General features: G+C 67.9%; 22 protein-coding genes and 1 tRNA gene. 20 read left to right on the top strand and 3 right to left on the bottom strand.

The annotated features are described in order from the left end of the window. The first annotated feature begins 64 nt into the window (after nt 1-64). The 13 genes from BKH33_RS12775 (at nt 65) to BKH33_RS12835 (ending at nt 13,522) form a co-directional block, all read left to right on the top strand. On the top strand, nt 65-742 hold the full coding sequence (locus BKH33_RS12775; RefSeq protein WP_003783819.1) for a DUF3060 domain-containing protein: 678 nt from the start codon (nt 65-67) through the stop codon (nt 740-742). A 363-nt stretch (nt 743-1,105) separates the two neighbouring features. After that, nucleotides 1,106-1,507, top strand: coding sequence for a GntR family transcriptional regulator (locus tag BKH33_RS12780; RefSeq protein WP_003783855.1), 402 nt, complete (start codon nt 1,106-1,108; stop codon nt 1,505-1,507). Further along, nucleotides 1,504-2,331, top strand: a complete 828-nt coding sequence (locus tag BKH33_RS12785) for an ABC transporter ATP-binding protein (RefSeq protein ID WP_003783843.1) — start codon at nt 1,504-1,506, stop codon at nt 2,329-2,331. Before BKH33_RS12780 ends, BKH33_RS12785 begins: the two co-directional genes overlap by 4 nt. Then, nucleotides 2,324-3,034, top strand: coding sequence for an ABC-2 transporter permease (locus BKH33_RS12790; RefSeq protein WP_003783838.1), 711 nt, complete (start codon nt 2,324-2,326; stop codon nt 3,032-3,034). The genes BKH33_RS12785 and BKH33_RS12790 overlap by 8 nt, the downstream gene beginning before the upstream one ends. Nucleotides 3,035-3,138: 104 nt before the next feature. After that, nucleotides 3,139-3,756 (top strand): hypothetical protein, encoded by a 618-nt coding sequence (locus tag BKH33_RS12795; protein WP_232621525.1) that lies wholly within the window; start codon nt 3,139-3,141, stop codon nt 3,754-3,756. A 50-nt stretch (nt 3,757-3,806) separates the two neighbouring features. Then, nucleotides 3,807-4,625: an ABC-2 transporter permease gene (locus BKH33_RS12800; RefSeq protein WP_003783829.1), complete on the top strand. Its 819-nt coding sequence runs from the start codon at nt 3,807-3,809 to the stop codon at nt 4,623-4,625. A gap of 73 nt (nt 4,626-4,698) precedes the next feature. Continuing rightward, nucleotides 4,699-5,439: an ABC-2 transporter permease gene (locus tag BKH33_RS12805; protein WP_232621524.1), complete on the top strand. Its 741-nt coding sequence runs from the start codon at nt 4,699-4,701 to the stop codon at nt 5,437-5,439. Between the two features lie 138 nt (nt 5,440-5,577). Continuing rightward, nucleotides 5,578-6,366 (top strand): dTMP kinase, encoded by a 789-nt coding sequence (tmk, locus tag BKH33_RS12810; RefSeq protein ID WP_003783811.1) that lies wholly within the window; start codon nt 5,578-5,580, stop codon nt 6,364-6,366. Continuing rightward, nucleotides 6,363-7,631: a DNA polymerase III subunit delta' gene (locus BKH33_RS12815; protein ID WP_076142791.1), complete on the top strand. Its 1,269-nt coding sequence runs from the start codon at nt 6,363-6,365 to the stop codon at nt 7,629-7,631. The genes tmk and BKH33_RS12815 overlap by 4 nt, the downstream gene beginning before the upstream one ends. Nucleotides 7,632-7,800: 169 nt before the next feature. Then, nucleotides 7,801-8,289: a hypothetical protein gene (locus BKH33_RS12820; RefSeq protein WP_003779390.1), complete on the top strand. Its 489-nt coding sequence runs from the start codon at nt 7,801-7,803 to the stop codon at nt 8,287-8,289. Nucleotides 8,290-8,409: 120 nt separating this feature from the next. Beyond that, nucleotides 8,410-10,014, top strand: coding sequence for an alpha/beta hydrolase (locus BKH33_RS12825; protein WP_050998437.1), 1,605 nt, complete (start codon nt 8,410-8,412; stop codon nt 10,012-10,014). Between the two features lie 88 nt (nt 10,015-10,102). Continuing rightward, nucleotides 10,103-11,827, top strand: coding sequence for an alpha/beta hydrolase (locus tag BKH33_RS12830; RefSeq protein ID WP_043538495.1), 1,725 nt, complete (start codon nt 10,103-10,105; stop codon nt 11,825-11,827). Nucleotides 11,828-11,908: 81 nt separating this feature from the next. Beyond that, nucleotides 11,909-13,522, top strand: coding sequence for an alpha/beta hydrolase (locus BKH33_RS12835; RefSeq protein ID WP_050998436.1), 1,614 nt, complete (start codon nt 11,909-11,911; stop codon nt 13,520-13,522). A gap of 159 nt (nt 13,523-13,681) precedes the next feature. Here BKH33_RS12835 and BKH33_RS12840 read toward each other — a convergent pair whose 3' ends face one another. Both BKH33_RS12840 and BKH33_RS12845 read right to left on the bottom strand, forming a co-directional pair. After that, a complete protein-coding gene (locus BKH33_RS12840) occupies nt 13,682-14,680 on the bottom strand; it encodes an asparaginase (protein WP_003779383.1) in 999 nt (332 codons plus the stop codon). Nucleotides 14,681-14,698: 18 nt separating this feature from the next. Next, on the bottom strand, nt 14,699-16,246 hold the full coding sequence (locus BKH33_RS12845; protein WP_003779432.1) for an amino acid permease: 1,548 nt from the start codon (nt 16,244-16,246) through the stop codon (nt 14,699-14,701). Between the two features lie 302 nt (nt 16,247-16,548). Here BKH33_RS12845 and BKH33_RS12850 point away from each other — a divergent pair. The 3 genes from BKH33_RS12850 to BKH33_RS12860 all read left to right on the top strand — a co-directional run bounded on the left by BKH33_RS12850 (nt 16,549) and on the right by BKH33_RS12860 (nt 18,549). Then, nucleotides 16,549-16,621: transfer RNA gene (locus tag BKH33_RS12850), tRNA-Thr, on the top strand. A 627-nt stretch (nt 16,622-17,248) separates the two neighbouring features. Continuing rightward, nucleotides 17,249-17,578 carry a histone-like nucleoid-structuring protein Lsr2 gene (locus BKH33_RS12855; protein WP_003779393.1) on the top strand — a complete coding sequence of 110 codons (330 nt, stop codon included), beginning with the start codon at nt 17,249-17,251 and terminating at the stop codon, nt 17,576-17,578. A gap of 233 nt (nt 17,579-17,811) precedes the next feature. After that, a complete protein-coding gene (locus tag BKH33_RS12860) occupies nt 17,812-18,549 on the top strand; it encodes a phosphoglyceromutase (RefSeq protein ID WP_003779427.1) in 738 nt (245 codons plus the stop codon). A 110-nt stretch (nt 18,550-18,659) separates the two neighbouring features. Here BKH33_RS12860 and phoU read toward each other — a convergent pair whose 3' ends face one another. Next, on the bottom strand, nt 18,660-19,340 hold the full coding sequence (gene phoU / locus BKH33_RS12865; protein WP_003779406.1) for a phosphate signaling complex protein PhoU: 681 nt from the start codon (nt 19,338-19,340) through the stop codon (nt 18,660-18,662). Nucleotides 19,341-19,543: 203 nt separating this feature from the next. On the opposite strand from phoU, the gene BKH33_RS12870 reads away from it, so the two are divergent. The 4 genes from BKH33_RS12870 to BKH33_RS12885 all read left to right on the top strand — a co-directional run bounded on the left by BKH33_RS12870 (nt 19,544) and on the right by BKH33_RS12885 (nt 23,117). Beyond that, nucleotides 19,544-20,788: a sensor histidine kinase gene (locus BKH33_RS12870; RefSeq protein ID WP_003779394.1), complete on the top strand. Its 1,245-nt coding sequence runs from the start codon at nt 19,544-19,546 to the stop codon at nt 20,786-20,788. Nucleotides 20,789-20,877: 89 nt separating this feature from the next. Then, complete coding sequence (locus tag BKH33_RS12875; protein ID WP_043538503.1) at nt 20,878-21,618, top strand: response regulator transcription factor; 741 nt, start codon at nt 20,878-20,880, stop codon at nt 21,616-21,618. 128 nt (nt 21,619-21,746) lie between these two features. Beyond that, nucleotides 21,747-22,229, top strand: coding sequence for a CarD family transcriptional regulator (locus tag BKH33_RS12880; protein ID WP_003779424.1), 483 nt, complete (start codon nt 21,747-21,749; stop codon nt 22,227-22,229). A gap of 51 nt (nt 22,230-22,280) precedes the next feature. Then, nucleotides 22,281-23,117: an IspD/TarI family cytidylyltransferase gene (locus BKH33_RS12885; RefSeq protein ID WP_003779387.1), complete on the top strand. Its 837-nt coding sequence runs from the start codon at nt 22,281-22,283 to the stop codon at nt 23,115-23,117. Nucleotides 23,118-23,193 lie beyond the last annotated feature (76 nt).

The raw sequence follows: 23,193 nt of genomic DNA on the forward strand, positions 1-23,193 counted from the left end.
CGGGCCACTGTCCCATCATGTCCAACCGACCGCCCTCACCACATCTGAATACCGGAGGAGAATCATGTCCCCGACCACCCGTCCCCTCAATGCCCGCCGCGCAGCCGCCGTCGTCCTCGTGACCCTGTCCCTGACCGGAGTCGGCGCCTGCTCCGTCTCCATCGGCGGAGGCTCGTCCGACCAGGAGACTGCCGCGGCAGCGGGCCAGGAGAGCTCGGCCCCGGAGCAGTCGGCGGCGGCCACCCAGACCACAACGGCGACGAACGAGTCTCAGGCGCCCCGATCGGAGACCACTGCGCCGAGTGCCCAGGAAAGTGCCCAGGAACAGGTCTCGCCTGCTGCCAGCGGTTCCAGCGCCCCCGAGGCCAGTGCCCAGCCCGCAAGCGGTGACCGTCCCGGTGCCCGGGCGACCCTCACCGACAGCGACTGGCTGAGCGACCTCGAGAGCGTGGACCGCACCGTCTCGGCGAACCCGTCCATGCTCCTGGACAAGTCCAATGACGACGTCCGCATCGAGGGCGACGTGGATAGCCTCAGTGTCGCCGCCAGCAACACGAAGGTCTTCGTCGACTACGTCGGCCTGCTGACCATCTCCGGCAGCAACGTGACTGTCTACGTCAAGGACGTCGACCGTGTCGTCATCAAGGGAAGCGGCGCGGAGGTGGTCTGGGCCGGCAACACCCCGAAGGTGGAGGATTTCGGGACCAACACCGAGACCCGTCGCCAGGGAAGCGGGGACTGATCTCGGCCGCGCCCCCGCCTTCCCCCGTCCGGATGCCGTGGCGGCAGTCGGCGGCGAGCAGTGGCAGTGTCTGAGGGACGTGGTGCTGAGGCGCTCGCGTTTCGAAGGCCGTGACACGCCCCTTCAAGATCGGCAGCACGGCTGTGTCGAGGGCGACCGTGGCCTTCAATCAGCTACGAGCGCCTCTACCGGATGTTCCTGAACCTGGTGACCGGGCCTACTCCTGGGTCCGGTCGCCAGGGCAACCCCGAGCCGGCGTGCCCCACCTCTGACCGCCGGAATCCCGACCGTATGTGGGTGGAACAGTACTTGACTCCATAGTGCACCTACTGTCTATAGTGTGCATGTACGGAAGGAGTTGCTATGCCGCTCTCGGTCGTCCTGTCCAACACGGCGGGAGTCCCCATCTATGAGCAGATCGCCCAGCAGGTCAGGGATGCGATCCTGACGGGCCAGGTGGAGGCCGACGAGATGCTGCCCTCGATCCGGGCTCTGGCCCGGGACCTGCGTGTCAGCGTCATCACCACCACCCGCGCCTACTCCGACCTCGTCACTGACGGCTTCCTGGCCAACGTTCCCGGCAAGGGCTACTTCGTCCTGCCCCGGGACTCCGAGCTGGTGCGTGAGCAGGTGCTGCGGGAGGTCGAGGAGCACCTCGACCGCGCCGTGGAGCGCGCACGCCTGGCCCAGCTCAGCGACGAGGAGCTCCACACCATGCTTCAGACCATCATCACCACCTCCGCCACATCCAAGGACAAGCAGTGAACCCCGTCGAGATCTCCCACCTGACCAAGCACTACCCGGACTTCAGCCTCAACGACGTCACCTTCTCCGTCCCTGCCGGATACGTGACGGGCTTCGTCGGGGCCAACGGCTCGGGGAAGACCACCACCATCAAGGCGGCTCTGGGCATGATCCACCCCGATTCTGGCTCGGCCACCACCGTGGGCCATGAGCGCATCGGCGTCGTCTTCGATGCACCGCCCTACAACCCCGAATGGCGCCTGAAGGACCTGGGCCGCGGCATCGGACGCTTCTACCCCACCTGGTCCCAGGAGCGCTACGACTCCGAGCTCCAGGCCGCTGGCCTCGCCCCCACCAAGAAGGTCAAGGAACTCAGCCGGGGCATGGGCATGCGCCTGCAGATGGCGGTGGCCCTGGCCCACGAGCCCGAGCTGCTCATCCTCGACGAGCCCACCGGCGGGCTGGACCCCCTGGCCCGCGCCGAGATGGTGGACATGCTCGCCCAGTTCATGGTGGAGGAGGGCCGCACCATCCTGTTCTCCACCCACATCACCTCCGACCTCGATCGGCTGGCCGACTACCTGGTCATCCTCAGTCGGGGCAGGGTCGTGGCCAATGGCACCGCCGAGGAGATCATCGGCTCCTTCCGACTCGTGCGCGGCACCCCGGAGCACCTGACTGACGCCGTGCGCCAGGCCAGCCTCGGGCTGCGCAGCACGTCGCTGGGGTGGGAGGCCATGATGCCGGCCGACGCCGCCGAGGCGCTGGCCGACCGCATCGTCGTCGAGGCCCCCACTATCGAGGACCTTGCCGTGCACATCGCCAAGGAGGCGGGCCGTGAATGACCTCATGACCGCGGATCGACGCGAGCACCCCGCTGAGGCAGCCGCAGTAGCCCAGGCGCCGGCCGGCCCGATGACGAGGGGGGCCACGGCCGGGCCCGGGCGGGTCGGTCGGGTGCTCTCCCTGGTACGGCTGCACCTCCTGGGCCTGCGGGGTGCTTCGCGCTCCCTCCTCGGCCTTCTCCTCATTATCGGCTCCTTCAGCGTCGTCACCGGCAATATCTCCCCGGTCAGCGGATTCCTCGCGGGGACTGCCCTGGTCGGGGGCCTATCAGGGGTAATGGCTGACCGCTCCGGCATCAACCGTCTGCTGGCCTCTTTACCCGTCTCCCGGGCCGAGGCCGTCAACTCCTACTGGGCGGTCGCGGTGCTGCATCTCCTGGCCGCCTCGGCCCTCTACGCCGTCGTGGGTCTCCCTATGGGCGTGCACCCGGGTCAGCTGCTCGTCCTCCCCCTCGTCCTCATCACGGGCCAGGCCCTGGGAATCCCTGTGTTCCTGCACTTCGGGCGTGGGCGTGGCCTGCTCATCTGGGTGATCGCGATCGTGGTCCTGGGGGCGTTGGGTCTGCTGGTGCTCAGCTTCGGGCCGATCCAGGACCTTGTGCTGGGGACGATGACGGGCGGCGTGCTCCTGGCCCTGGGGGCCGTCGCCCTTGTCGGCCTGTGGACCCTGAGCCACCGCCTCTACCTCAAGCAGGACCAGTGAGCGCCATGATGATAGGGACGTCGACGGGGGCAGCGCCGGATAGCAGGCGGGGCATCGCAGGGGCCACGCCGACTGGGCCGTCCGGCCCCGAGAGCGGTGGCGAGATGGCGCGTGCCAGGGTGGGGGCGGTGCTGCGACTCGACCTCATCGTGCTGCGCCGTCGTGGTCCGCTGTTCCTCCTGCCTCTGCCGCTGGTGCTGTTCATCGCCATGGACGTCCTGGTCGGCCGTCTGCAGACGACGGTGATGATGGGGGTCGCCCTGGGACTGTGCACCCAGTACGCCCAGGGCGCTGTCGAGGCGGCTCACCGCATGGTGCGCCTCCACGGAGCGCTGCCGCTGCGGCGCGGCGAGTTGGTCGGTGCTCGCTGGATCGAGGGGCTCGCCCTGGCGCTCCTGTCCTGCCTGGTCTGCGTGCCGGTGGCCGCTCTCACCGGTGACTGGGGTGGCCTCATGGCCGGCATGGTCGTCATCTGCCTGTCCGTGGCCCTCGGGCTGCCCTTGTTCCTGTGCCTGGCTCCGGAGAGGGCCCTGTGGATGTGGGGGCTGTGCCTGGGGGTGGGAGCCGGCGCCCTCTACGGCGGCGCTCCGCTGCTGGCAGGACCTGTGACTGAGCTACTGCGCGAGCCGGTACCCGTGGTACTTGCTGCCCTGGCCTGCCCCGCCCTCCTGGGCGCCTCCCTGGTGGTGGCCCTCCGCTGGTACGGGCGCCAGGACCACTGAGGCCCGGCCGGGGAAGAAGCAAGAAGAAGTAAGAAGTAAGGAGACCGACCATGCCCGAGTCCACGCCCATGTCCGTGCCCGTTGTGCCTGCCGCGCGGGCTGTATCCACCGTGCCCGCCGCCGTCGAGTCCTCCGGCGCTCGCGTTCCCGGTGTGCCTGCGGCGGTGCGGGGGACGGGAGCCCTGACCCGGTGGGAGACGGTGCGCGCCGTCATGCGTCTGGAGCTGGTTAGCTGGAATCAGGTGTACCTGACGACGATGATAGGGCTGATCCTCATCGTGCAGGCCGGTATTGCCGCGCACCGCTGGTTGGGGATGGTGCTCCCGCTTCCGCTGGTGCTCGTCCTGGCGATCTTCCCACCCTTCCTCCTCCTGACCCTGTGCGGGTTGGTGTGCCTGACCCTGTGGGATCCCTCGCGCTCCTCAGGTGCCCTACGGCTCTACGGGGCACTGCCCGTGACCCGATCGGAGGTGCTTGCCGGCCACTACCTGCTCAGCCTGGCCTACGGGGGTGCCTCAGTCCTCCTGGCCGTCATCCATCTTCTCGGGGCTCTCGGCGCCGCCGATCCCCTGGTCTGGGCGATCGTGCTGGCGTGGGTGGTGGCAGTGCTGGGGATCTGCGCAGTGATGTTCCCGGTGCTCGCCAGGTACCGCAGCCCCCTCACGGGGATCGTGGTCATGATGGCGGTGTTCGCAGTCCTGGGCCTGCTCGGCGGGTTCGTCATGGGCTCCGAGGCGGTATCCCTGACCGCCGTCTCCCAGTCCGGGACGCTCCTGGCCCTCACGGCCCTGCTCCTCGTGCTCGTCCCAGTGGGACTGGGCGTCTCCTGGATGATCTGCCGCCGCATCTACACCCGGCAGGACCACTGAGGGGCGCGCGGTGGGGGCGGGACGCGCTGCTGACGGTTGATCAGCAACAAGAGTCACGAGGAAGGACATGATCATGAGTGAGTCCACTGCGGTGCGCCCATCCGGCGCGCCTGCGGCGTCGGGGATGCGCGGGGCCGGCGTCCTGACCCGGTGGGAGATGGTGCGCGCCGTCATGCGCCTGGAGCTGCTCATCGCCTGGAGGCGACGGGATACCGCGGCACTGCTGGTGCTGTGCGCGCTCGGTGCCCTGGGGGCGGCCGTGCCCGGAGTGAGGGAGTGGCTGGGGCCCTTCTCCCCGAAGAATCTGGTGTACTACCTGTTCTCTCCTGTGTTGATGGTGGGCCTGATGCTATGGCTGCCCTCACGTGAGGCCCGGATGCGCCCGCTCTACGGGGCACTGCCCGTCACTCGTCTCGATGTCCTGGCTGCCCGCTACCTCCTGCTCGCGGTCGGTTGGGTGATCCTGTTCCTCGGGAGCTCCGCGGCGGTCCTGACCGTGGGCGTGGTATCGAATGATGCCGTGGGCTGGCACCTCATGTGTCTGTTCCTCTTCGGGATGTTCGTCGTGGTGGGGCCTCCTCTGCTCGCCGCGTATGGCGGGACCACCTCCCTGCCCGTACTCGCCATATGGGGCATGGTCATCTGCTTCATGGTTGGAGAGCTAGCGGGCATCGGCGCGCAGGTGGCACTGTCGGCCATGCCCCAGCAGGTGGTGCTGGCCGGTGGGCTCGGGCTCATCGCAGTGCTCTCCGCAGTGGGACTGGGCGCCTCCTGGTGGGGCTGCCACCGCATCTACCTCAAACGGGACCACTGAGGGAATCGCCTGAGAGCGTCAGTGGCGGTGGCTGGCAATGACGTCCTTTCACGGAGAGGGCGTTCCTTCGCCCGGCGCGCCCGCCGACGACCGGTCGGCGCTCCCGGGGCCTTCCCCACGGACCGTTACCCTGGGCCCGTGACCACCGCTGCCCCGCCCGCTGCTCCCGGCGCCTCCGATCCGCGTACGCCCGGCCCCGGTCTGTTCATCTCCTTCGAGGGAGGCGACGGCGTCGGCAAGACGACGCAGATCCGCATCCTCGCCGACCTCCTGGCCGCAGCGGACGTCGACCACATCCTCACCCGCGAGCCGGGCGGCACGGAGCTCGGCGTCGAGATCCGTCACCTCCTCCTGCACGGCGGGCACGTCGCGCCGCGCGCCGAGGCCCTCCTGTACGCCGCTGACCGCGCCCACCACATCGCCACCCGCGTGCGGCCCGCCCTCGAGCGCGGCGCCGTCGTCCTGGCCGACCGCTACCTCGACTCCTCGGTCGCCTACCAGGGGGCGGCCCGCTCGCTCGGTCCCCAGGAGGTCCGCAACCTCTCCCTGTGGGCCACCGAGGGCCTCCTGCCGGACCTGACCATCCTGCTCGACGGCGACCCCTCCCTGGCCGAGCGGCGAACCACCGGTCGCGGCGCCAAGGACCGCCTCGAGCAGGAGGGGGACACCTTCCGCACCTCCCTGCGCCAGCAGTTCCTCATCCTGGCTGAGGCCGAGCCCGAGCGCTTCGTCGTCGTCGACGCCGACCGGACCGTCGACCAGGTGGCCGACGACGTCATCGAGGCCGCTGTCGCCGCCGTGCGCCGCCACGGCGTTCACCTCGCCCACGGCGGGGCCCACCAGGGCGTGCTCCTCGGCCTGGAGGCCTTCGTGGAGGCCGCCGCCCGCCGCAGCGCCGCAGGGCCGGACGAGGAGGCGCGCTCATGAGCGTGTGGGAGGACGTTGTCGGCCAGGAGAGCGCCGTGGCCGCCTTCACCGCCGCAGCCCAGGCCGCCCGAGAAGCGGCTGAGCAGCGCGAGGCGCAGGCCGCCGCCGGAGTCGCCCCCGAGGCCGCGCGAGGCGTGGACGGTGCGCGAGGCGGGGGAGCGGGCTCAGGAGCGACGTCGCCGGCTGGGCTCGCCATGACCCACGCCTGGCTGGTGACCGGCCCGCCCGGATCGGGCCGCTCGAATGCCGCCCGCGCCTTCGCCGCCGCCCTGCAGTGCACCGGCCCCGTACCCGGCTGTGGGCAGTGCAAGCCCTGCCGTGATGTCATGGTCGGCTCCCACCCCGACGTCGTGCGCCTGACCACTGAGAAGCTCATCATCACGATGGACGAGGTCAAGACCCTCATCGGTGAGGCCCAGCGCCGGCCCTGGACCGGTCGCTGGCGCGTCCTCCTCGTTGAGGACGCCGACCGCATGGCCGAGCGCACCACCAACGTCCTGCTCAAGTCCATCGAGGAGCCCCCGCCCCAGACCGTCTGGCTGCTGTGCACCCCCAGCGCCGACGACGTCCTGCCCACCATCCGCTCGCGCTGCCGCCTGGTGACGCTGCGGATCCCGCCGGCCGACGCCGTTGCCGAGCTCCTCGTGCGCCGAGACGGCGCCGACCCCGAGCTGGCCGCCCGGGCCGCCCGGGCCAGCCAGTCGCATATCGGACTCGCCCGGCACCTTGCCACCGATGCCGACGCCTGGGAGCGGCGCCGGCGCCTCCTGCTCGCCCCGGTCTCGCTGCGTAGCGTCGGCGACGCCGTCCTGGCCGCCGCCTCCCTGGTCGATGCCGCGGAGACCGAGGCCAAGGAGGCCACCACCGAGCGCGACGCCCGCGAGAAGGCTGAGCTGACCCGTGCCCTCGGCCTGGAGAGCGACGGGAAGATCCCGGCGGCCCTGCGCGCCCAGATCCGCCAACTCGAGGAGGACCAGAAGCGCCGCGCCAAGCGTGCCCGCACCGATGTCCTGGACCGGGCCATGATCGATCTGCTGTCCTTCTACCGTGACGTGCTCATCACCCAGATGGGCAGTGACGTCGAGCGCGTCAACCTCGACCTGGCCGACGCCGTCGACCAGGCCGCCCGCACGACGACCCCCGAGCAGTCCCTGGCCCGGATCGGAGCCATCGAGGAGTGCCGCAGCCGCCTGCGCTCCAACGCGGCCCCGCTGCTGGCCGTCGAGGCCCTCATGGTCCAGCTGCGCCCTCAGGCCGGGGCATGATCGGCCGGGCATCGGCGCGGCGACGTCGATCTGAGCGGAGACGATGCGACTGGGGCAAAACCAGGACAACCGGCGCGGTATGTGGAAGGGTCGTTGTATGACGGCAATGGATTCCGGTTATGGCGGGCCCGCCGCTTCTCGGTTTCGGCCGATTGTCCGCCGATCGAGCGTGCAGGAGCAGGGCATCGCCTGGGGTCTTGTCGCTTTTGGCATCGTGGGCCTGGTCCTCGGGGCGGTCTTCGCAAGGTACCTGAACTATCGGGCGGTACTCATCTGTCTGGGAGCGTCGGCGCTCTGCTTCCTCATGGGGTACCTGACCCTGCGGCCGCGGACCGTCTTCGACCGGTCCGGCATTCACAGCCGGACGGTATGGCGTTCCTACGACGTTCCCTGGCCCGCCTCCCGAAGCGACTTCGCCGTCGGCCGGTACGCTCGCTCCACTCTGCGCAGGCTCAGTGGCTCAGGGCCGGGTGCGTACGCGACCGTGTACAGCAACGGCGACGAGGTGGAGCTGGGGGGAATGACCACGTGCGCGATGACCGAGGTCAGGGCCCGTCAGCTCATGGAGGTCGAGCTCGATCGGATCTGGATGTGGGCCATGTCCTGGGAGCTGGTGCCTCCTGAGAATGCTGAAGGCACCCCAGCCGGTGTGGGCTGAGACGACGGGCCATCTCATCCTTGAGAGGGATTATGCACCAAGCGGTTGTTTTATACGATGGTGCCCATGGAAACGAGAACAAGACAATGTCGTCGTCGAAACAGCATCGTTTCTGCGGTAATGAACAGTGGCGGAAGCGGTGGACCCGCAAGGACTGCGGGGCATCGTCGGGTGGTTGCTGGGGTGCTGGCCGCTGTGGCGGGTGTGTGTCTGGGTGTGGGGGCCGGTGCGGTTCCCGCGGTGGCGGTGCCGGCTCCGGCTGTGGCTGCGAAGGCTGTGGTGCCCGAGGGGCTGGAGTCGTTCTACAGCCAGAAGGTGGAGTGGTACGACTGCGGTGCGACCGGTGGGATGGAGAGGTCTGCGCAGAGGACCGGGTTCCAGTGCGCGAAGGTGAAGGTGCCTCTGGACTACTCCAGGCCTGATGGTCAGACCATTGAGGTCGCGATGAAGAAGCACCTGGCCACCGGTTCGGTGCGTCAGGGCAGCCTCTTCATCAACCCCGGCGGCCCCGGTGGGTCCGGGGTTCAGTATGTCGAGGGTGCTGCGGAGACGGCCTTCGCCGGTGTACAGGGCTCCTTCGACATCATCGGCTTCGATCCTCGCGGCGTCGGATCCTCCACTCCCGTTACCTGTGCAGCGGCCAACGGTGTGGATCCGATGAGTGACCCCGGCCAGGCGTCGGGTGACGCCCCGTTCGAGGAGCTCGCCCCTCAGATCGAGACGACCTTCCGGCAGATGGAGGCCAACTGCGCCGCCGACACCAAGCCGGCCGGGCTCCTCGACCACGTGGACACGATCTCAGTGGCCCGGGACCTGGATGTGCTCCGGGCACTGTCAGGAGACCAGAGACTCAACTACCTGGGGATCTCCTACGGCACCTACCTGGGGGCTCACTACGCCGAGCTCTTCCCGGCCAACACCGGCCGCATGGTCCTCGACGGCACCCTCGATCCCAGCATCTCCCTGTATGAGAGGCAAGCAGGAGCGATGAAGGGCTTGGAGCGCGCGCTGCGAACCTACGTCGACTGGTGCCAGGCGGGACAGGGGTGCCCGCTCACCGGCGGCACCGACGCCGGAGTGCAGCAGGTCAGGGACCTGTTCACCTCCGTCGATCGGTCGCCCCTGCCGAGCTCCGACCCGAACCGTCCAGTGACCGGGTCCGAGATCCGAATGGCGGTCATGTACAGCCTGTACGGTGACGAACAGAGCTGGAGTGGCCTCTCCTCCTCCTTGGACGAGGCGATCAATCAGCGCAACGGCGCACTCATCCGGCAGATAACGGGCCAGACTGTGGCCGAGGTCGTCAACACCACCGCCGTCCGCGAAGCCATCACCTGCCTGGACTACCCGGTCGATGGAGACATGGCTGTGTGGTCGGCCAGGCACGAGGAGATCAGGCGTGAGGCCCCTACCTTCGGGGGCTCGGCTGCGAGCGCTGATCTTGGTTGCCAGGCCTGGGGGCACAACGGGACCCGTCAGCCCGCTCCCATCCACGCCAAGGGGGCCGCCCCGATCCTGGTCGTGGGTTCCACCGGGGACCCGGCGACGCCGTACGAATGGGCCAGGTCCTTGTCTGAGCAGCTCGAGACCGGTCATCTGCTCACTCGGGAGGGCAATGGGCATACCGCTTACGGTCGCGCAGCCGCATGCACCAAGGCGATAGACACCTACCTGCTCTCCGGCGAGCTCCCGCCGCCCGGGCAGGTATGCCGGGGTGAGGCATAACGTCGCTGGGGAGGATGCGGCCGGGGCCTCCTGAATCGCAGTAACAAACCGCGCCCGTGCGGTGTTGTCGCTTTGTAATATAACGCTTATGAAAAACGGCGTGAAACAACGTACGAGACAGAGCGGCATCCTGCCGAACGGGCGTCGTCGGGTGGTTGCTGGGGTGCTGGCTGCTGTGGCGGGTGTGTGTCTGGGTGTGGGTGCCGGTGCGGTTCCTGCGGTGGCGGTGCCGGCTCCGGCTGTGGCTGCGAAGGCTGTGGTGCCCGAGGGGCTGGAGTCGTTCTACAGCCAGAAGGTGGAGTGGTATGACTGCGGTGTGACCGGTGGGATGGAGAGGTCTGCGCAGAGGACCGGGTTCCAGTGCGCGAAGGTGAAGGTGCCTCTGGACTACTCCAGGCCTGATGGTCAGACCATTGAGGTCGCGATGAAGAAGCACCTGGCTACCGGTTCGGTGCGCCAGGGCAGCCTCTTCGCCAACCCCGGCGGCCCCGGCTACTCGGGGGTGGCGATGGTGGAGAACAACGAGGTCCAGTTCTCACCGGACGTCAACGCCTCCTTCGACATCATCGGCTTCGACCCCCGCGGCGTCGGCGACTCGACTCCCATCACCTGCGACGTCCTCGGTGGAGCGCTGCCCGCTGGGGCTGCCCAGGCGGCCATGGGGGCTGACGACCCCCTGCCCGGCTCGATCGCCGCCGACGCCGCAGGAGCCGATCCCACCCCCTTCCCGGATGCCGAGGGTCCCGCCGCCGGCGAGGCGACTCCGGACGGTGCCGGCTTCAAGACGCTGATCGACGAGATCACCAAGAACTTCAAGCAGGAAGAGGCCCAGTGCGCGGCCAGCACCAAACCCGCTGGGCTCCTCGACCACGTGGACACGATCTCAGTGGCCCGCGACCTCGATGTGCTTCGGGCCCTGTCCGGGGACGAGAAGCTCAACTACCTGGGTTTCTCCTACGGGACCTACCTGGGGGCTCACTACGCCGAGCTCTTCCCGGCCAACACCGGTCACATGGTCTTCGACGGCGCCGTCGACCCCAGTCTGTCGCTGGGTGAGCGGGCCGCTGGACAGGCCAAGGGATTCGAGACCTCGCTGCGCACCTACGTCAAGCAGTGTCAGGCCGGGCAGGCCGGCCCGAGCTGCCCGCTGACCGGTTCCGTGGACGCCGGGACGCAGCAGATCCGCGACCTCATAGCCTCCGCCGACAAGACGCCGCTGAAGACCTCGGACCCGAACGTCACCGTGGACGGCGGCACGATCACCGCCGTCGTGCGTCGCCTCCTGTATGCCTCCGAGTACTGGAACGTCCTTACCTACGCCCTCGACCAGGCCATCACTCAGCAGGACGGCTCCTCCTTCCAGACGCTCTACGGCCCGACCACGACCGGTGTCAGCGCACCGACCTTCTACGCCGTCAACTGCCTCGACATCCCGGTTCAGGGCGACATGACCAGCTGGGAGAAGGAGTATCAGCAGATCCTTCAGAGCTCGCCGACCTTCGGCGCCTCCTTGAGCAACCAGGACGCGCGCTGCCAGGCCTGGGGGCACAACGGGACTCGCAAGCCCGCTCCCGTCCACGCCAAGGGCGCCGCCCCGATCCTGGTCGTCGGCACCACCGGGGACCCGGCCACTCCGTACGCCTGGTCCAAGGCCCTGGCCGAGCAGCTCGACTCCGGCCAGCTGCTGACCTGGGAGGGTGACGGTCACACCGCCTACGGGCGCTCCGGTGCATGCGTCCGCAGAGCGATCGATGGTTACCTCATCGGCGGGACGATGCCCAAGCCGGGTGCGACCTGCAAGGGCAACGAGTGATACCTGCCCTCACGGTGGGCCGCAGGTGTGATGGGTACCTGTCCTCATTCCGCCCGCAGGAGGAGGAGCGGGTGACTCGTCATGCATAGGCTGCCCCCCGTGACTACCGAGACTACCCCCCGGCCACACGCCAAGCGCGTCGCTGCAGCGATCGCTGCGCTCTTGGTGTGCACCGGCCTGACCGCCTGCCAGGGCAACACGGATATCAAGGCCACGCCGGCCACGGCGTCGGCCTCGGCTCCGGTCCCGGCCGGGCTGGAGAGCTTCTACACCCAGAAGGTCTCCTGGTACACCTGCGCCAAGAAGGGGACGGACCAGGCCGCGTCGGGTGAGGACACGGGCTTCACCTGCGCCAAGATCAAGGTGCCGCTCGACTATGACAACCCCGGCAGCGAGACGATTGAGATCGCGGTGAAGAAACGGGCCGCGAACGGGGACTCGATCGGGTCCCTGTTCGTGAATCCCGGCGGGCCGGGAGGATCTGGCACTGACCTGGTCGACAGCGTCGGCTCGTACTTCTCCAAGAACCTGTTGGGCTCCTACGACGTCGTTGGATTCGATCCCCGCGGCGTGGGCGCCTCAACCGCCATCGACTGTCTCACCGACGCCGAGCTCGATGCCGAGCGGGCCGGTGAGAATGACCCGGCGACGCCGTCGGCCACGGCCACCACCGAGCGAGCGCGGAAGATGAACGGCTCCTGCGAACAGAAGACCAGTACTCCGGGGCTTTTGGACCATATCGACACCATCAGCGCCGCTCGGGATCTCGACATCCTGCGTGCGGTCGACGGGCAGCAGGTGCTCACCTACCTCGGCTTCTCCTACGGCACCTACCTGGGCGCCACCTATGCCGAGCTCTTCCCGGGTAACACTGGTCGGTTGGTCCTCGACGGCGCCGTCGATCCCTCCCTGAGCGCGCAGGAACTGGCCCTGGGGCAGGCCAAGGGCTTTGAGGCCTCGCTAAGGGCCTACGTGCAGGACTGCCAGAGCTCGAGGAAGGGCTGCCCGCTCAGCGGGGACGTCGACTCCGGCGTCTCCCAGATCCGGGAGTTCCTCGAGTCCACGAAGACCGAGCCGATCCCCACCTCCGATGACAAGCGGCCGCTGACCCACGACCTGGCCCTGAGCGGGATCCTGGGGGCGATGTACCAGACCAGCCTGTGGACGTCCCTCAACCTGGCCCTGGACCAGGCGATGGGCAACTCGGGCGACCCGGACGGAAGCGCGCTGCTGACGATCGCCGACGCCATCTCCTACCGGCAGAGCGACGGAAGCTATTCCGGTAACGGCGCTGAGGCCCTCATGGCGGTCAACTGCCTGGACTACCCCGTTCAGGGGGACAACGCCTCCTGGGAGCAGGGCGCCACTGCCGTCAAGGAGGCCTCGCCCACCTTCAACTCCCAGCTGCTCTACCCTGACGCCTACTGCCAGGGCTGGGGCCACGAGTCGACTCGGAAGCGTGAGAAGATCGCGGCCTCCGGTGCGGCGCCGATCCTCGTGGTGGGGACCACCGGCGACCCGGCTACTCCCTACGCCTGGTCCGAGGCCCTGGCGGATCAGCTCGAGACCGGCCAGCTCCTCACCTGGAAGGGCAATGGGCACACCGCCTACGGGCGCTCCAACAACTGCGTCAAGAACGCCGTGGACACCTACCTGCTCAACGGGACGATGCCCGACAAGGGACTCACCTGCTGACCGATACGCGGGGGCCCGGCGAGCTGCTGCCGTAGCCCCCGGCGGATGCGGGTGGGGGTGGGTGGATATGAACAGATACGACCTCGGCCCCCGGACGGCATGACCAGCCGCCCGGGGGCCGAGGCCTGTGGACCAGCGCTCGGATCCGGCCCTGGGGCGCTACTGAGTCAGCTCACCGGCGATGGAGCGACCCATCCACGCGGCCAGCTCCGGCCCCCGCAGACCCTGCGAGAGCAGGAACTGCACCTTGGCGTAGGCGGCCTCCAGAGTCATGTCCCGGCTTCCAACGGCACCGCTGCGGGCGAGCGCGTCCCCGGCCTCGTAGTGCCCCAGGAGCACCTCGGACTCGTGGCACTGGGAGGTGACGACCACGGCCGTCCCGGAGGCGATGGCCCGTTCGACGACGGCAGTCAGCCCCGGCTCCTGAGAGGGGACGTTGCCGACCCCGAACGCCCGCAGCACCACGGCCTCGGGCAGGGGCGTCAGCAGCGCCTCCAGGCGCGTCGCGGTGATGCCGGGGGCCAGGTCGACGACGACGACGTCGTGGCGGGCGTAGGGGGCGGCGTCCTTCCAGCCGGTCCCCGTCGGCGTCTGTGCGGCCCACTGCCATGGGGCGCCGGTGGTGGCCAGTGGGGACGCATTGGGCGACTCGAAACCGGTGAAGGCCCATGACGAGGACTTCGTCGCCCGGTTTCCGGCTAGAAGCCGGTGCCCGAAGAACAGTGAGACCCCGCCGATGCGCCCGGAGGTGGCGGCCTTGAGTGCACCGGTGACGTTCGCTGCGGCGTCGGAGCCGAGCACCCCGAGCGGGAGCTGGGAGCCGGTGACGACGACGGGCGTGGACAGGTCGGTCAGTGCGTAGGACAGGGCGGCGCTGGTGTAAGCCATGGTGTCGGTGCCGTGCAGCACCACGAAGGCCGCCTCCGGGGTCTGATCGGCGTGGCTGCGCAGGTCGTCCACGATCGCCTGCCAGGACAGCGGTGTGGCGTTCGAGGAGTCGATGAGCGGGTCCAGCGAGGTCACCGACACCGAGCGCGCCAGGGGAGTGCCCTCCAGCAGGGATGTCAGCCAGCCCTCCAGATCGGCCCCGGGAACGAGGCCGTGGGGGGAGTCCACCATCCCGATGGTGCCCCCGGTGTAGGTGATATGTACGTGCATGGAGCGGCCTCCTGCCGGTCAGGCGTCGTGCGTCGAGGCGGACCCGGACCCGTCCACCTCGTCGGCGAGGACCTCGTCGAGAAGGTCTCCTCGGATGCGGCCCCGCACCGCGTACCAGCCTGCCACCATCATGACGAGGACGACGGCGAACAGAGCCAGAGTCCAGCGCCCGGCCGGGTCGGTCAGGTTCGAGGCGACGACGACGGTGAAGAAGGCCAGGGCCGCGTAGTTGGTCCACGGGGCGCCGGGCATCCGGTAGGCCGGGCGCACCTCCTTGCCGTCATCCACCCGTCGGAGGAAGGCGAGGTGGGTGACGAGGATGGCGCCCCAGGTGCCGGCGATGCCGATCCCGGCGAGGTTCATGACGATGTCGAAGGCGTCGCCGGGCAGATAGGCGTTGAGGACGACGCCGAGCAGTCCCAGGGCGGCGGTCATGATGATGCCACCGGCGGGAACCTGGTGCTTGTTGAGTCCGGCCGCGACCCGCGGAGCCTCGCCGGCCACCGCCATGGAGCGCAGTGTGCGCCCGGTGGCGTACAGGCCGGCGTTGAGAGACGAGAGCGCGGCGGTGAGGACCACGACCTGGATGATGTCGCCGGCGTAGGGCACGCCGATGCCGGAGAAGAAGGTGACGAAGGGCGACTCGGTCTTGGAGTAGGACGTGTAAGGCAGGACGAGAGCCAGCAGCATGACCGAGCCGACGTAGAAGACGAAGATGCGCAGAATCATCGAGTTGATCGCCTTGGGGAGGATCTTCTCGGCGTCCTTCGCCTCACCGGCGGCCACCCCCACCATCTCCGTGCCTCCGAAAGCGAAGACGACGCCGAGGGTGAGGGCGAGGACGATCGGGAATCCCTCGGGGAAGAAGCCGCCATTGCCCACAATGTTGTGAGCGCCCGCGGTAATGGCCTCCCCGGTTGAGGTGGTACCGGTGTGCAGCCCGAGGACAATGGCGACGATAGCGGCCACCATGAAGGACACGATGGCGGCGACCTTGATGAGTGCGAACCAGAACTCGGCCTCCCCGAACATCTTGACGTTCAACATGTTGAGAATGAAGACCAGTACGAGCGCGATGAGTGCGAAGGCCCACTGCGGTACGACCTGCAGATTCTTCCAGTAGTGGAGGTAAAGGGCCACCGCCGTGATGTCGGCCATGACGGTCACCGACCAGTCCAGGAAGAAGAACCAACCAGTGATGTAGGCGCCCTTCTCCCCGAGGAACTCGCGGGCGTAGGAGACGAATGCGCCGGAGGACGGTCTGCGGATGGCGAGCTCGCCCAGCGCGCGAACCATGAGAAATGCGAAGATGCCGCAGATGGCGTAGGCGAACACCAGACCGGCTCCGCCTTCCTTCAACCGGCCGCCGGCCCCCATGAAAAGACCGGTACCGATGGATCCGCCAATGGCGATCATCTGGAGATGACGATTCTTCAACGACTTGTTGTAGCCGGCGTCGCCGCGGTCCTGGACGAGATCGCCCTGGGGTGAGTCGATGGAGGAGTGAGAGGAATTCGGTTGTGATGACAGAGGTGTGGGGGAGGGGGTGGACGGAGAGTCGGCCATGGGGGTCCTTACGAGATCGAGATCTGTTGAATGATGAGCGGAGAATACCGGGAGCCGGCGGGTGCGGCTGAGTCGGTGGCGCCTACGACGAGTGCACTCATCTCCAGGGTGCGCACTGTATCGGCGATGTTCCAGTGCAGATCGGGGGAATCTGCGGTGAGGGAGGGGATGTCGGGCTTCGATGTTCCGCTTGTCCGCAAGAGGCAGTTCACTGTGTTGAGGAACACGGTCAACAGCGTTGTGCTGGATTGCGGTGGCGGGCGTCGGAACGGTATCTTCGGCTCTGCTGCGCACGTCAGAGCGCCGCCTTAGCTCAGTCGGCAGAGCGATTCACTCGTAATGAATAGGTCGTGGGTTCGATTCCCACAGGCGGCTCGATCAGCCCCGGGAGTGCATGTCTCCCGGGGCTTTCGTGTTCCCTGCGGGTGGATTCCGAAGCTCAGTTGTGGGTTCTGGCACATCCGCCATCCTCTCTGTGTGCGCGCCATGCATGCGCTGCGGGCGGCGGCTTTCCAGGGTTGCTGTGTCGCTAAATACCGGTACCGAGGTGGGTGCGTCAGGGGCTCATGGGCAGGAAGAGGGATGATTTTCTCGATCTCATGGGGCGTGGAGTGAGCTTCCCAGTAGTAGTCACTCTTCTCGCTGAGAGAATCCTCGACCCGCGTCTGAGCATCCTCTGGAAGGTTCTTCGTTGCGGTTCAGTCGATCTTCGGATACCTCCAGTCGGTCGAGGGAGTGAGTTGGATGGGTGCGGTTTGTATGATCGAGCCTTGTGGGGATCTCCAATGGAGACATCAGCGCTTTCACAGTTTTCATCCCTACCTGAAGGTTGCTTGGAGGGTGTGCTCCGATGATGTCTAGTTGCGGCATTAGGATGCTGAGCGCGGTCGGTAATGCGGGCGGCGAAAAGCTGTGTTGCATTGAGAGCAATGATTGTTTAATCTAACGTTGTCCGCAGCGGGATACATGCTTGAACCCGCTCCCCCGTCAGAATGAGGAATCATGGCACAGAAGACTCAGGTCATCCTCGTCGACGATGTCGACGGGTCCGAGGCCAACCAGACCGTCACTTTCGCCCTTGACGGCGTCACCTATGAGATCGACCTGAACGATGAGCACGCAGCCGCGCTCCGTGAATCCCTCGAGGAGTGGGTCGGAAAGGCTCGCCGTACCGGTGGCCGTCGTAGTTCTGGCCGTCGTCGTTCCAGCGGCCCTTCCGACACTCAGAAGATTCGTGAGTGGGCTCGCGAGCAGGGCCTGGAGGTTTCTGAGCGCGGTCGCGTCTCCGCTGAGGTGCGCAAGGCCTACTATGAGGCCAACCCCAACAACTGAGGGCAATGCGGGTGCCGGCTCGCGTGAGTCGTCACTCTGCAGTGAGTTAATCTCGAGCTGATTGCCACCTCGCACAATGGTCCTGGTTATGCGTTGAAGCGCATAACCAGGACTGTCGTGTTTTCAATACGTGAATATGCTCGTCATGTGGTTCCTGCGGAGGGAGGTGGCGTGCCCGGTTCTAGGACCTCCAGGACCTCGCGCCGTGCCTGCGATCCTGGCAGGATAGGCCCATGGCTTACACCCTCGTACTGCTCCGCCACGGCGAGAGCGAATGGAACGCGAAGAACCTCTTCACCGGCTGGGTCGACGTCCCGCTGTCAGACAAGGGCCGCGCTGAGGCCGTCCACGGCGGTGAGCTGCTCAAGGAGGCCGGTGTCCTCCCGGAGAAGCTCTTCACCTCGATGCTCCGCCGCGCCATCATGACCGCCAACCTGTCCCTGGACGCCGCTGACCGCCACTGGATTCCGGTGGAGCGCGACTGGCGTCTCAACGAGCGTCACTACGGCGCCCTGCAGGGCAAGAACAAGAAGGAGATCCGCGACGAGTACGGGGAGGAGCAGTTCATGCAGTGGCGCCGCTCCTACGACGTGCCGCCGCCGGCCATCGAGCCCGGCTCCGAGTTCTCCCAGGACACCGACCCCCGTTACGCCGGTGAGCCCATCCCCGCCACCGAGTGCCTCAAGGACGTCCTCGAGCGCCTCCTGCCCTACTGGGAGGGCACCATCGTGCCTGAGATCAAGACCGGCAAGACCGTCATGATCGCCGCCCACGGCAACTCGCTGCGCGCCATCGTCAAGTACCTGGATGACATCTCCGACGACGACATCGCCGGCGTCAACATCCCCACCGGGATCCCTCTGGTCTACGAGCTCGACGAGGAGACCCTCAAGCCGCTGAAGAAGGGCGGCCGCTACCTCGACCCCGAGGCCGAGGCCAAGATCGCTGCGGTGGCCAACCAGGGCAAGTGAGCCCACTGGTCTCCCGGATCCTGTGAATGACGCGGGCGGCGTCGAATCTGAAACAAGGTTCGACGCCGCCCGTCTCGTCGGTGCCGATCGGCTCCGGGGCGGGGAGGCGCTCAGTGGAGCGCGTCGGCGTCCTCGGCGTCGTGCGTCTCCGGCATGGAGGCCCCTGAGACGAGGTAGGCCACGCGGCTGGCCACCGACGTCGAGTGGTCGCCGAAGCGCTCCAGGAACCGGCCCATGAGGACCGCGTCGATGACCTGCTGGCGGCTCAGGTCGTGAGCTGGGTCCAGGATCATCTGGAAGGAGCGCCGGTGCAGGGCGTCGAGCTCGGAGTCGTTGGCCTGGATGACGGCGGCCAGCTCCAGGTCCCGGGACGAGATGAGGCGGGCGACGTCCTTACCGGCGCGCACAGCCAGCTCCGCCATCTCCAGGATGAGCCCCAGGACCGGCTCGGGCAGCGGCGGCTCGGGGTAACGGCCCCGGGCGATCGCCGCCACGTGACGCGCCAGGTCGCCCTGGCGCTCAAGGGTCTGGGCCATGCGCAGCGCGGACAGGACGTTGCGCAGGTCCCCGGCCACCGGCTGCTGGCGGGCCAGCAGCATGACGCACAGGTCGTCGATGTCGCGCTGGAGGTCGTTGATGCGCTCGTCGGCGTCGATCACCTGCTCGGCGATGACGATGTCCCCCTGGCGCAGGGACTCCGCGGCCCGTTCGATCGCGGTGGCGACCTGGTTGGCCATGGACTCGAGATCGGAGCCCAGCTGCTTGAGCTCCTGGTTGAAGATGGCGCGCATGAGGCTGCTCCTGTTCCGGGCGGGGGGCCGATGACTCGTGCCGATCGATGATGCGGCTTGACGGCGCGGCTCGACGGTGCTGCCAAGGCCGCCGCCAAGGGTGATGGTCCCAAGCACAGCAGCCTTACGACACCATCGCAAGCGGCGCGCCCAGGGGCGGAACCGGCCGGGAAGCGCCCTCGGCTCTCAACTACCCTAGAAACGTGGGTCCGATCGTCACCGTTCTTCTCGTTGCCGCCGCCGCGGCTCTCGTGGGCCTGGGGGTGGTGATCGGCGTCGTGCTGTCCCGGCGCGAGCGCAGAGCGGCCACGAGCGTCGCCGATCTCGCCGGCCTGGCCGGCACCGACACGACCGTCCCCGTCCTGGCCGCACTGCGCTCCACAGTCGTCGTCCTGGACGATGACGATGAGGTGCTGCGTGCCTCGGCAGCGGCCTACACCTTCAACATCGTGCGTGACGACGCCGTTGTCGAGCCGACCGTGGCGGCCATGGTGAACCGGGTGCGGGCCTCGGGGCAGGCTCAGGACGCCGCCGTCACCGTGTCTCGCGGCAGAGTGCCGGGTGCGGGCCAGTTCCACCTGCAGGTGCGTGTGGCCGGCATCGGCCAGGGACGCGTCCTCATCCTCATCGAGGACCACACCGCCGCCCGCCGGGTGGAGGCCATGCGCCGCGACTTCGTCGCTAATGTCTCCCACGAGCTCAAGACCCCGGTCGGTGCGATCCAGCTGCTGGCCGAGACTGTTGAGGCCGGTGCCGACGATCCCGACTTCGTGCGCGACTACTCCGGGCGCATGCGCAAGGAGGCCCGCCGCCTGGGCGTCCTGGTCCAGGAGATCATCGAGCTCACCCGCCTTCAGGAGGGAGACGCCCTGGCCGAGCCCGAGGTCGTCGACATCGACGACGTCGTGGCCGAGGCCGTGGACCGAGTCCGTGTGGAGGCTGACGGCCGTCAGATCACCCTTGTGGCCGGGGGGACCAGGGGGTTGCAGGTGCGCGGCGACGCCGCGCTCATCACCACCGCCGTGCGCAACCTGCTGGACAACGCCATCCGCTACTCCGAGCCCCGCACCCGGGTCTCGGTGGGCGTCTCGCTGGATGCGGAGGACCCCGACATCGTGCGCATCGCCGTGGTCGACCAGGGAATCGGCATCTCCAAGGAGGAGCAGGAGCGCGTCTTTGAACGCTTCTACCGCGTGGACAAGGCCCGTTCGCGGGCCACCGGCGGTACCGGCCTGGGCCTGAGCATCGTCAAGCACGTGGCCGCCGACCACGGAGGGACCGTTGAGCTGTGGTCGGCAGTGGGGCGAGGCTCCACCTTCACCCTTGTACTGCCGCGTCTGCCGGAGGGGGAGCCGGTTGAGGACGAGCCGGCCGGAGGCGGTGACGGCAGTGCCGGCGGTGCCGCAGCCGATGAGCCTGCGGACGAGTCGATAAGGAGCGTATCGTGAGCCCGGCAGCGTCCCCCATGGAGTCCTCCGCGGAGCCGGCTGCGATGTCGGCCGGAGAACCGGACGCAGTGTCCTCCGGCCTGCCGGCCATGCCGACGCCGGCATCGTCGGTCGGCCCGACTCGGATCCTCCTGGTTGAGGACGAGGAGAACTTCCGCGATCCGCTCGCCTTCGGTCTGCGGCGCGACGGCTTCGAGGTGGTCGAGGCCGAGGACGGTCAGCGTGCCGTCGACATCTTCGAGTCCTCCCGGCGTCCCGGAGGAGTCGGCCCCATCGACCTGGTCCTGCTGGACCTCATGCTGCCGCGCCTGGATGGGACCGAGGTGTGCACCCGCATCCGACGGACATCCTCCGTCCCGGTCATCATGCTCAGTGCCAAGGACACCGAGCTGGACAAGATCGTCGGCCTGGAGATCGGTGCGGATGACTACGTCACCAAGCCCTACTCCTACCGGGAGCTCCTGGCCCGTCTCAAGGCCGTCCTGCGCCGCAGCCGGGCGGTGTCCCTCGAGCCCGAGCAGGTTCTGGTCGCCGGCCGGGTGCGGATGGACGTGGAGCGGCACGAGGTCAGGGTCGATGGCGAGCCTGTCTCCATGCCGCTGCGGGAGTTCGAGCTCCTGGAGCTCTTCCTCAGACATCCCGGCCGGGTTCTCACTCGCCGCCAGATCATCGAGCGTCTCTGGGGACCCGATTACGAGGGAGATACGAAAACCCTGGACGTTCATGTCAAACGGCTCCGGGGAAGGGTTGAGATGGATGCCTCCAAACCGGTTCTCATCACCACCGTCAGAGGTCTTGGCTATCGCCTTGACAGTGGCTCGGAGCGCTGATCCCCTTTCCGGAGCCAACGCATTCCCGAACCGTCTTCGCTGTGACCGCTGTGAGATACGTCCCCGATCTTTTCGCGGAATGACCTGATAAACTAGAGGCCCGCAAACCAGTCTGGAGAGTCATCCTTATGACCTATGAAGTCGGTGAGACTGTCGTCTACCCGCACCACGGGGCCGCCCGGATCATTGATATCCGGCAGCGCAAGGTACGCGGTGAGGAGAAGACGTACCTGCAGCTCGAGGTCGCCCAGGGTGACCTGACTATTCTGGTCCCCGCTGAAAGTGTCGAGCTCATCGGCGTGCGTGACGTCGTCGACGAGACCGGGTTGGAAAAGGTCTTCGAGGTGCTGCGGGCACCGCTGACCGAGGAGCCCACGAACTGGTCACGTCGTTTCAAGGCCAACCAGGAGAAGATCGCCTCCGGAGATGTCATCAAGGTCGCTGAGGTTGTGCGGGACCTCTCCCGCCGCGACACGGACCGGGGTCTGTCCGCTGGTGAGAAGCGCATGCTGGCCAAGGCCCGTCAGATCCTCGTCTCCGAGCTGGCCCTGGCCCAGAAGACCCCGGAGGAGGAGGCCGAGTCCCGCCTGGACGAGGTCCTCGCCTCCTGAGCCGTTCAGAGCCCGTGCTCAGGCGGTGACGCACACGGTAGCGTCCTGCCCGTGAGCACCAGCCCTTCATCTCAATCATCCGCCCTACCCGGGGCCGCTCCGGGTAGGGCGGTCGCCGTTCTCACTGCGGCGGGCTCCGGCTCTCGTCTGGGAGCCAATGTTCCCAAGGCGCTCGTCCCGGTGGGAGGCACTAGCCTCCTGCGGCGGGCAACGGCCGGGCTCATCGACGCTGGGGTCGTCAGCCACCTCGTCGTCACCGCTCCTGCCGACGACGTCGAGCGCTTCCGCGCAGAGCTCGCCGGACTCCTCGACGGCTCCTCGGGCAGGGCACTGAACGGGACTGGGGAAACGGTGCCCACCCGGACATCAGGGGTGGGAACCACGGTCGAGGTCGTCTCCGGCTCGCCGCACTCCCGGCAGGCCTCCGTGGCCCTGGGGCTGACGGCGGCCCTGACCGCGGTGCCGCAGGCCGACGTCGTCATCGTCCACGACGCGGCCCGGGCTCTGACGCCGCCGGAGGTGACGCGACGGGTGGTCTCGGCCGTGCGCGCCGGACACGAGGCCGTGGTCCCGGCGCTGCCCGTCACCGACACCGTCAAGGAGGTCGAGGCCGGTGAGGCGGGGGAGCCCGAGCCCGTCGTCGGCACCCCTCAACGCGCCCGGCTTCGGGCGGTTCAGACCCCGCAGGGCTTCAGAACCGACACCCTCGTCGCAGCCCATCGTGCCGGTGCCAAGCGGGCCGGAGACGAGGCGCTCGCAGCCTCCGACGACGCTGGTCTGGTCGAGGCCTGCGGCGGCAGCGTCGTCGTTGTCGCCGGCGATGAGCGCGCCATGAAGGTGACCACGCCGATGGACCTGGCCCTGGCCGAGCTGCTCGTGAAGCAGTAGCCGGGCCAGGGGAGGCGTCCCGCCGAGGAGGATGGGGAGGGCTGACGATCAGTTCTGTTTCCCTTTCGGTACCGTC

This window comes from Actinomyces naeslundii (genome assembly GCF_001956585.1).
Lineage (GTDB): Bacteria > Actinomycetota > Actinomycetes > Actinomycetales > Actinomycetaceae > Actinomyces > Actinomyces naeslundii.

What these genes read in the sequence shown, in the direction of transcription:
- BKH33_RS12840 (WP_003779383.1), bottom strand. Translation starts at nt 14,680, where the DNA reads ATGCACGTACATATCACCTACACCGGGGGCACCATCGGGATGGTGGAC.
- BKH33_RS12830 (WP_043538495.1), top strand. Translation starts at nt 10,103, where the DNA reads ATGAAAAACGGCGTGAAACAACGTACGAGACAGAGCGGCATCCTGCCG.
- BKH33_RS12880 (WP_003779424.1), top strand. Translation starts at nt 21,747, where the DNA reads ATGACCTATGAAGTCGGTGAGACTGTCGTCTACCCGCACCACGGGGCC.
- BKH33_RS12775 (WP_003783819.1), top strand. Translation starts at nt 65, where the DNA reads ATGTCCCCGACCACCCGTCCCCTCAATGCCCGCCGCGCAGCCGCCGTC.
- BKH33_RS12860 (WP_003779427.1), top strand. Translation starts at nt 17,812, where the DNA reads ATGGCTTACACCCTCGTACTGCTCCGCCACGGCGAGAGCGAATGGAAC.
- BKH33_RS12805 (WP_232621524.1), top strand. Translation starts at nt 4,699, where the DNA reads ATGAGTGAGTCCACTGCGGTGCGCCCATCCGGCGCGCCTGCGGCGTCG.
- BKH33_RS12825 (WP_050998437.1), top strand. Translation starts at nt 8,410, where the DNA reads ATGAACAGTGGCGGAAGCGGTGGACCCGCAAGGACTGCGGGGCATCGT.
- BKH33_RS12875 (WP_043538503.1), top strand. Translation starts at nt 20,878, where the DNA reads ATGCCGACGCCGGCATCGTCGGTCGGCCCGACTCGGATCCTCCTGGTT.
- BKH33_RS12835 (WP_050998436.1), top strand. Translation starts at nt 11,909, where the DNA reads ATGCATAGGCTGCCCCCCGTGACTACCGAGACTACCCCCCGGCCACAC.
- BKH33_RS12800 (WP_003783829.1), top strand. Translation starts at nt 3,807, where the DNA reads ATGCCCGAGTCCACGCCCATGTCCGTGCCCGTTGTGCCTGCCGCGCGG.
- BKH33_RS12815 (WP_076142791.1), top strand. Translation starts at nt 6,363, where the DNA reads ATGAGCGTGTGGGAGGACGTTGTCGGCCAGGAGAGCGCCGTGGCCGCC.
- BKH33_RS12780 (WP_003783855.1), top strand. Translation starts at nt 1,106, where the DNA reads ATGCCGCTCTCGGTCGTCCTGTCCAACACGGCGGGAGTCCCCATCTAT.
- BKH33_RS12795 (WP_232621525.1), top strand. Translation starts at nt 3,139, where the DNA reads ATGGCGCGTGCCAGGGTGGGGGCGGTGCTGCGACTCGACCTCATCGTG.
- phoU (WP_003779406.1), bottom strand. Translation starts at nt 19,340, where the DNA reads ATGCGCGCCATCTTCAACCAGGAGCTCAAGCAGCTGGGCTCCGATCTC.
- BKH33_RS12845 (WP_003779432.1), bottom strand. Translation starts at nt 16,246, where the DNA reads ATGGCCGACTCTCCGTCCACCCCCTCCCCCACACCTCTGTCATCACAA.
- BKH33_RS12855 (WP_003779393.1), top strand. Translation starts at nt 17,249, where the DNA reads ATGGCACAGAAGACTCAGGTCATCCTCGTCGACGATGTCGACGGGTCC.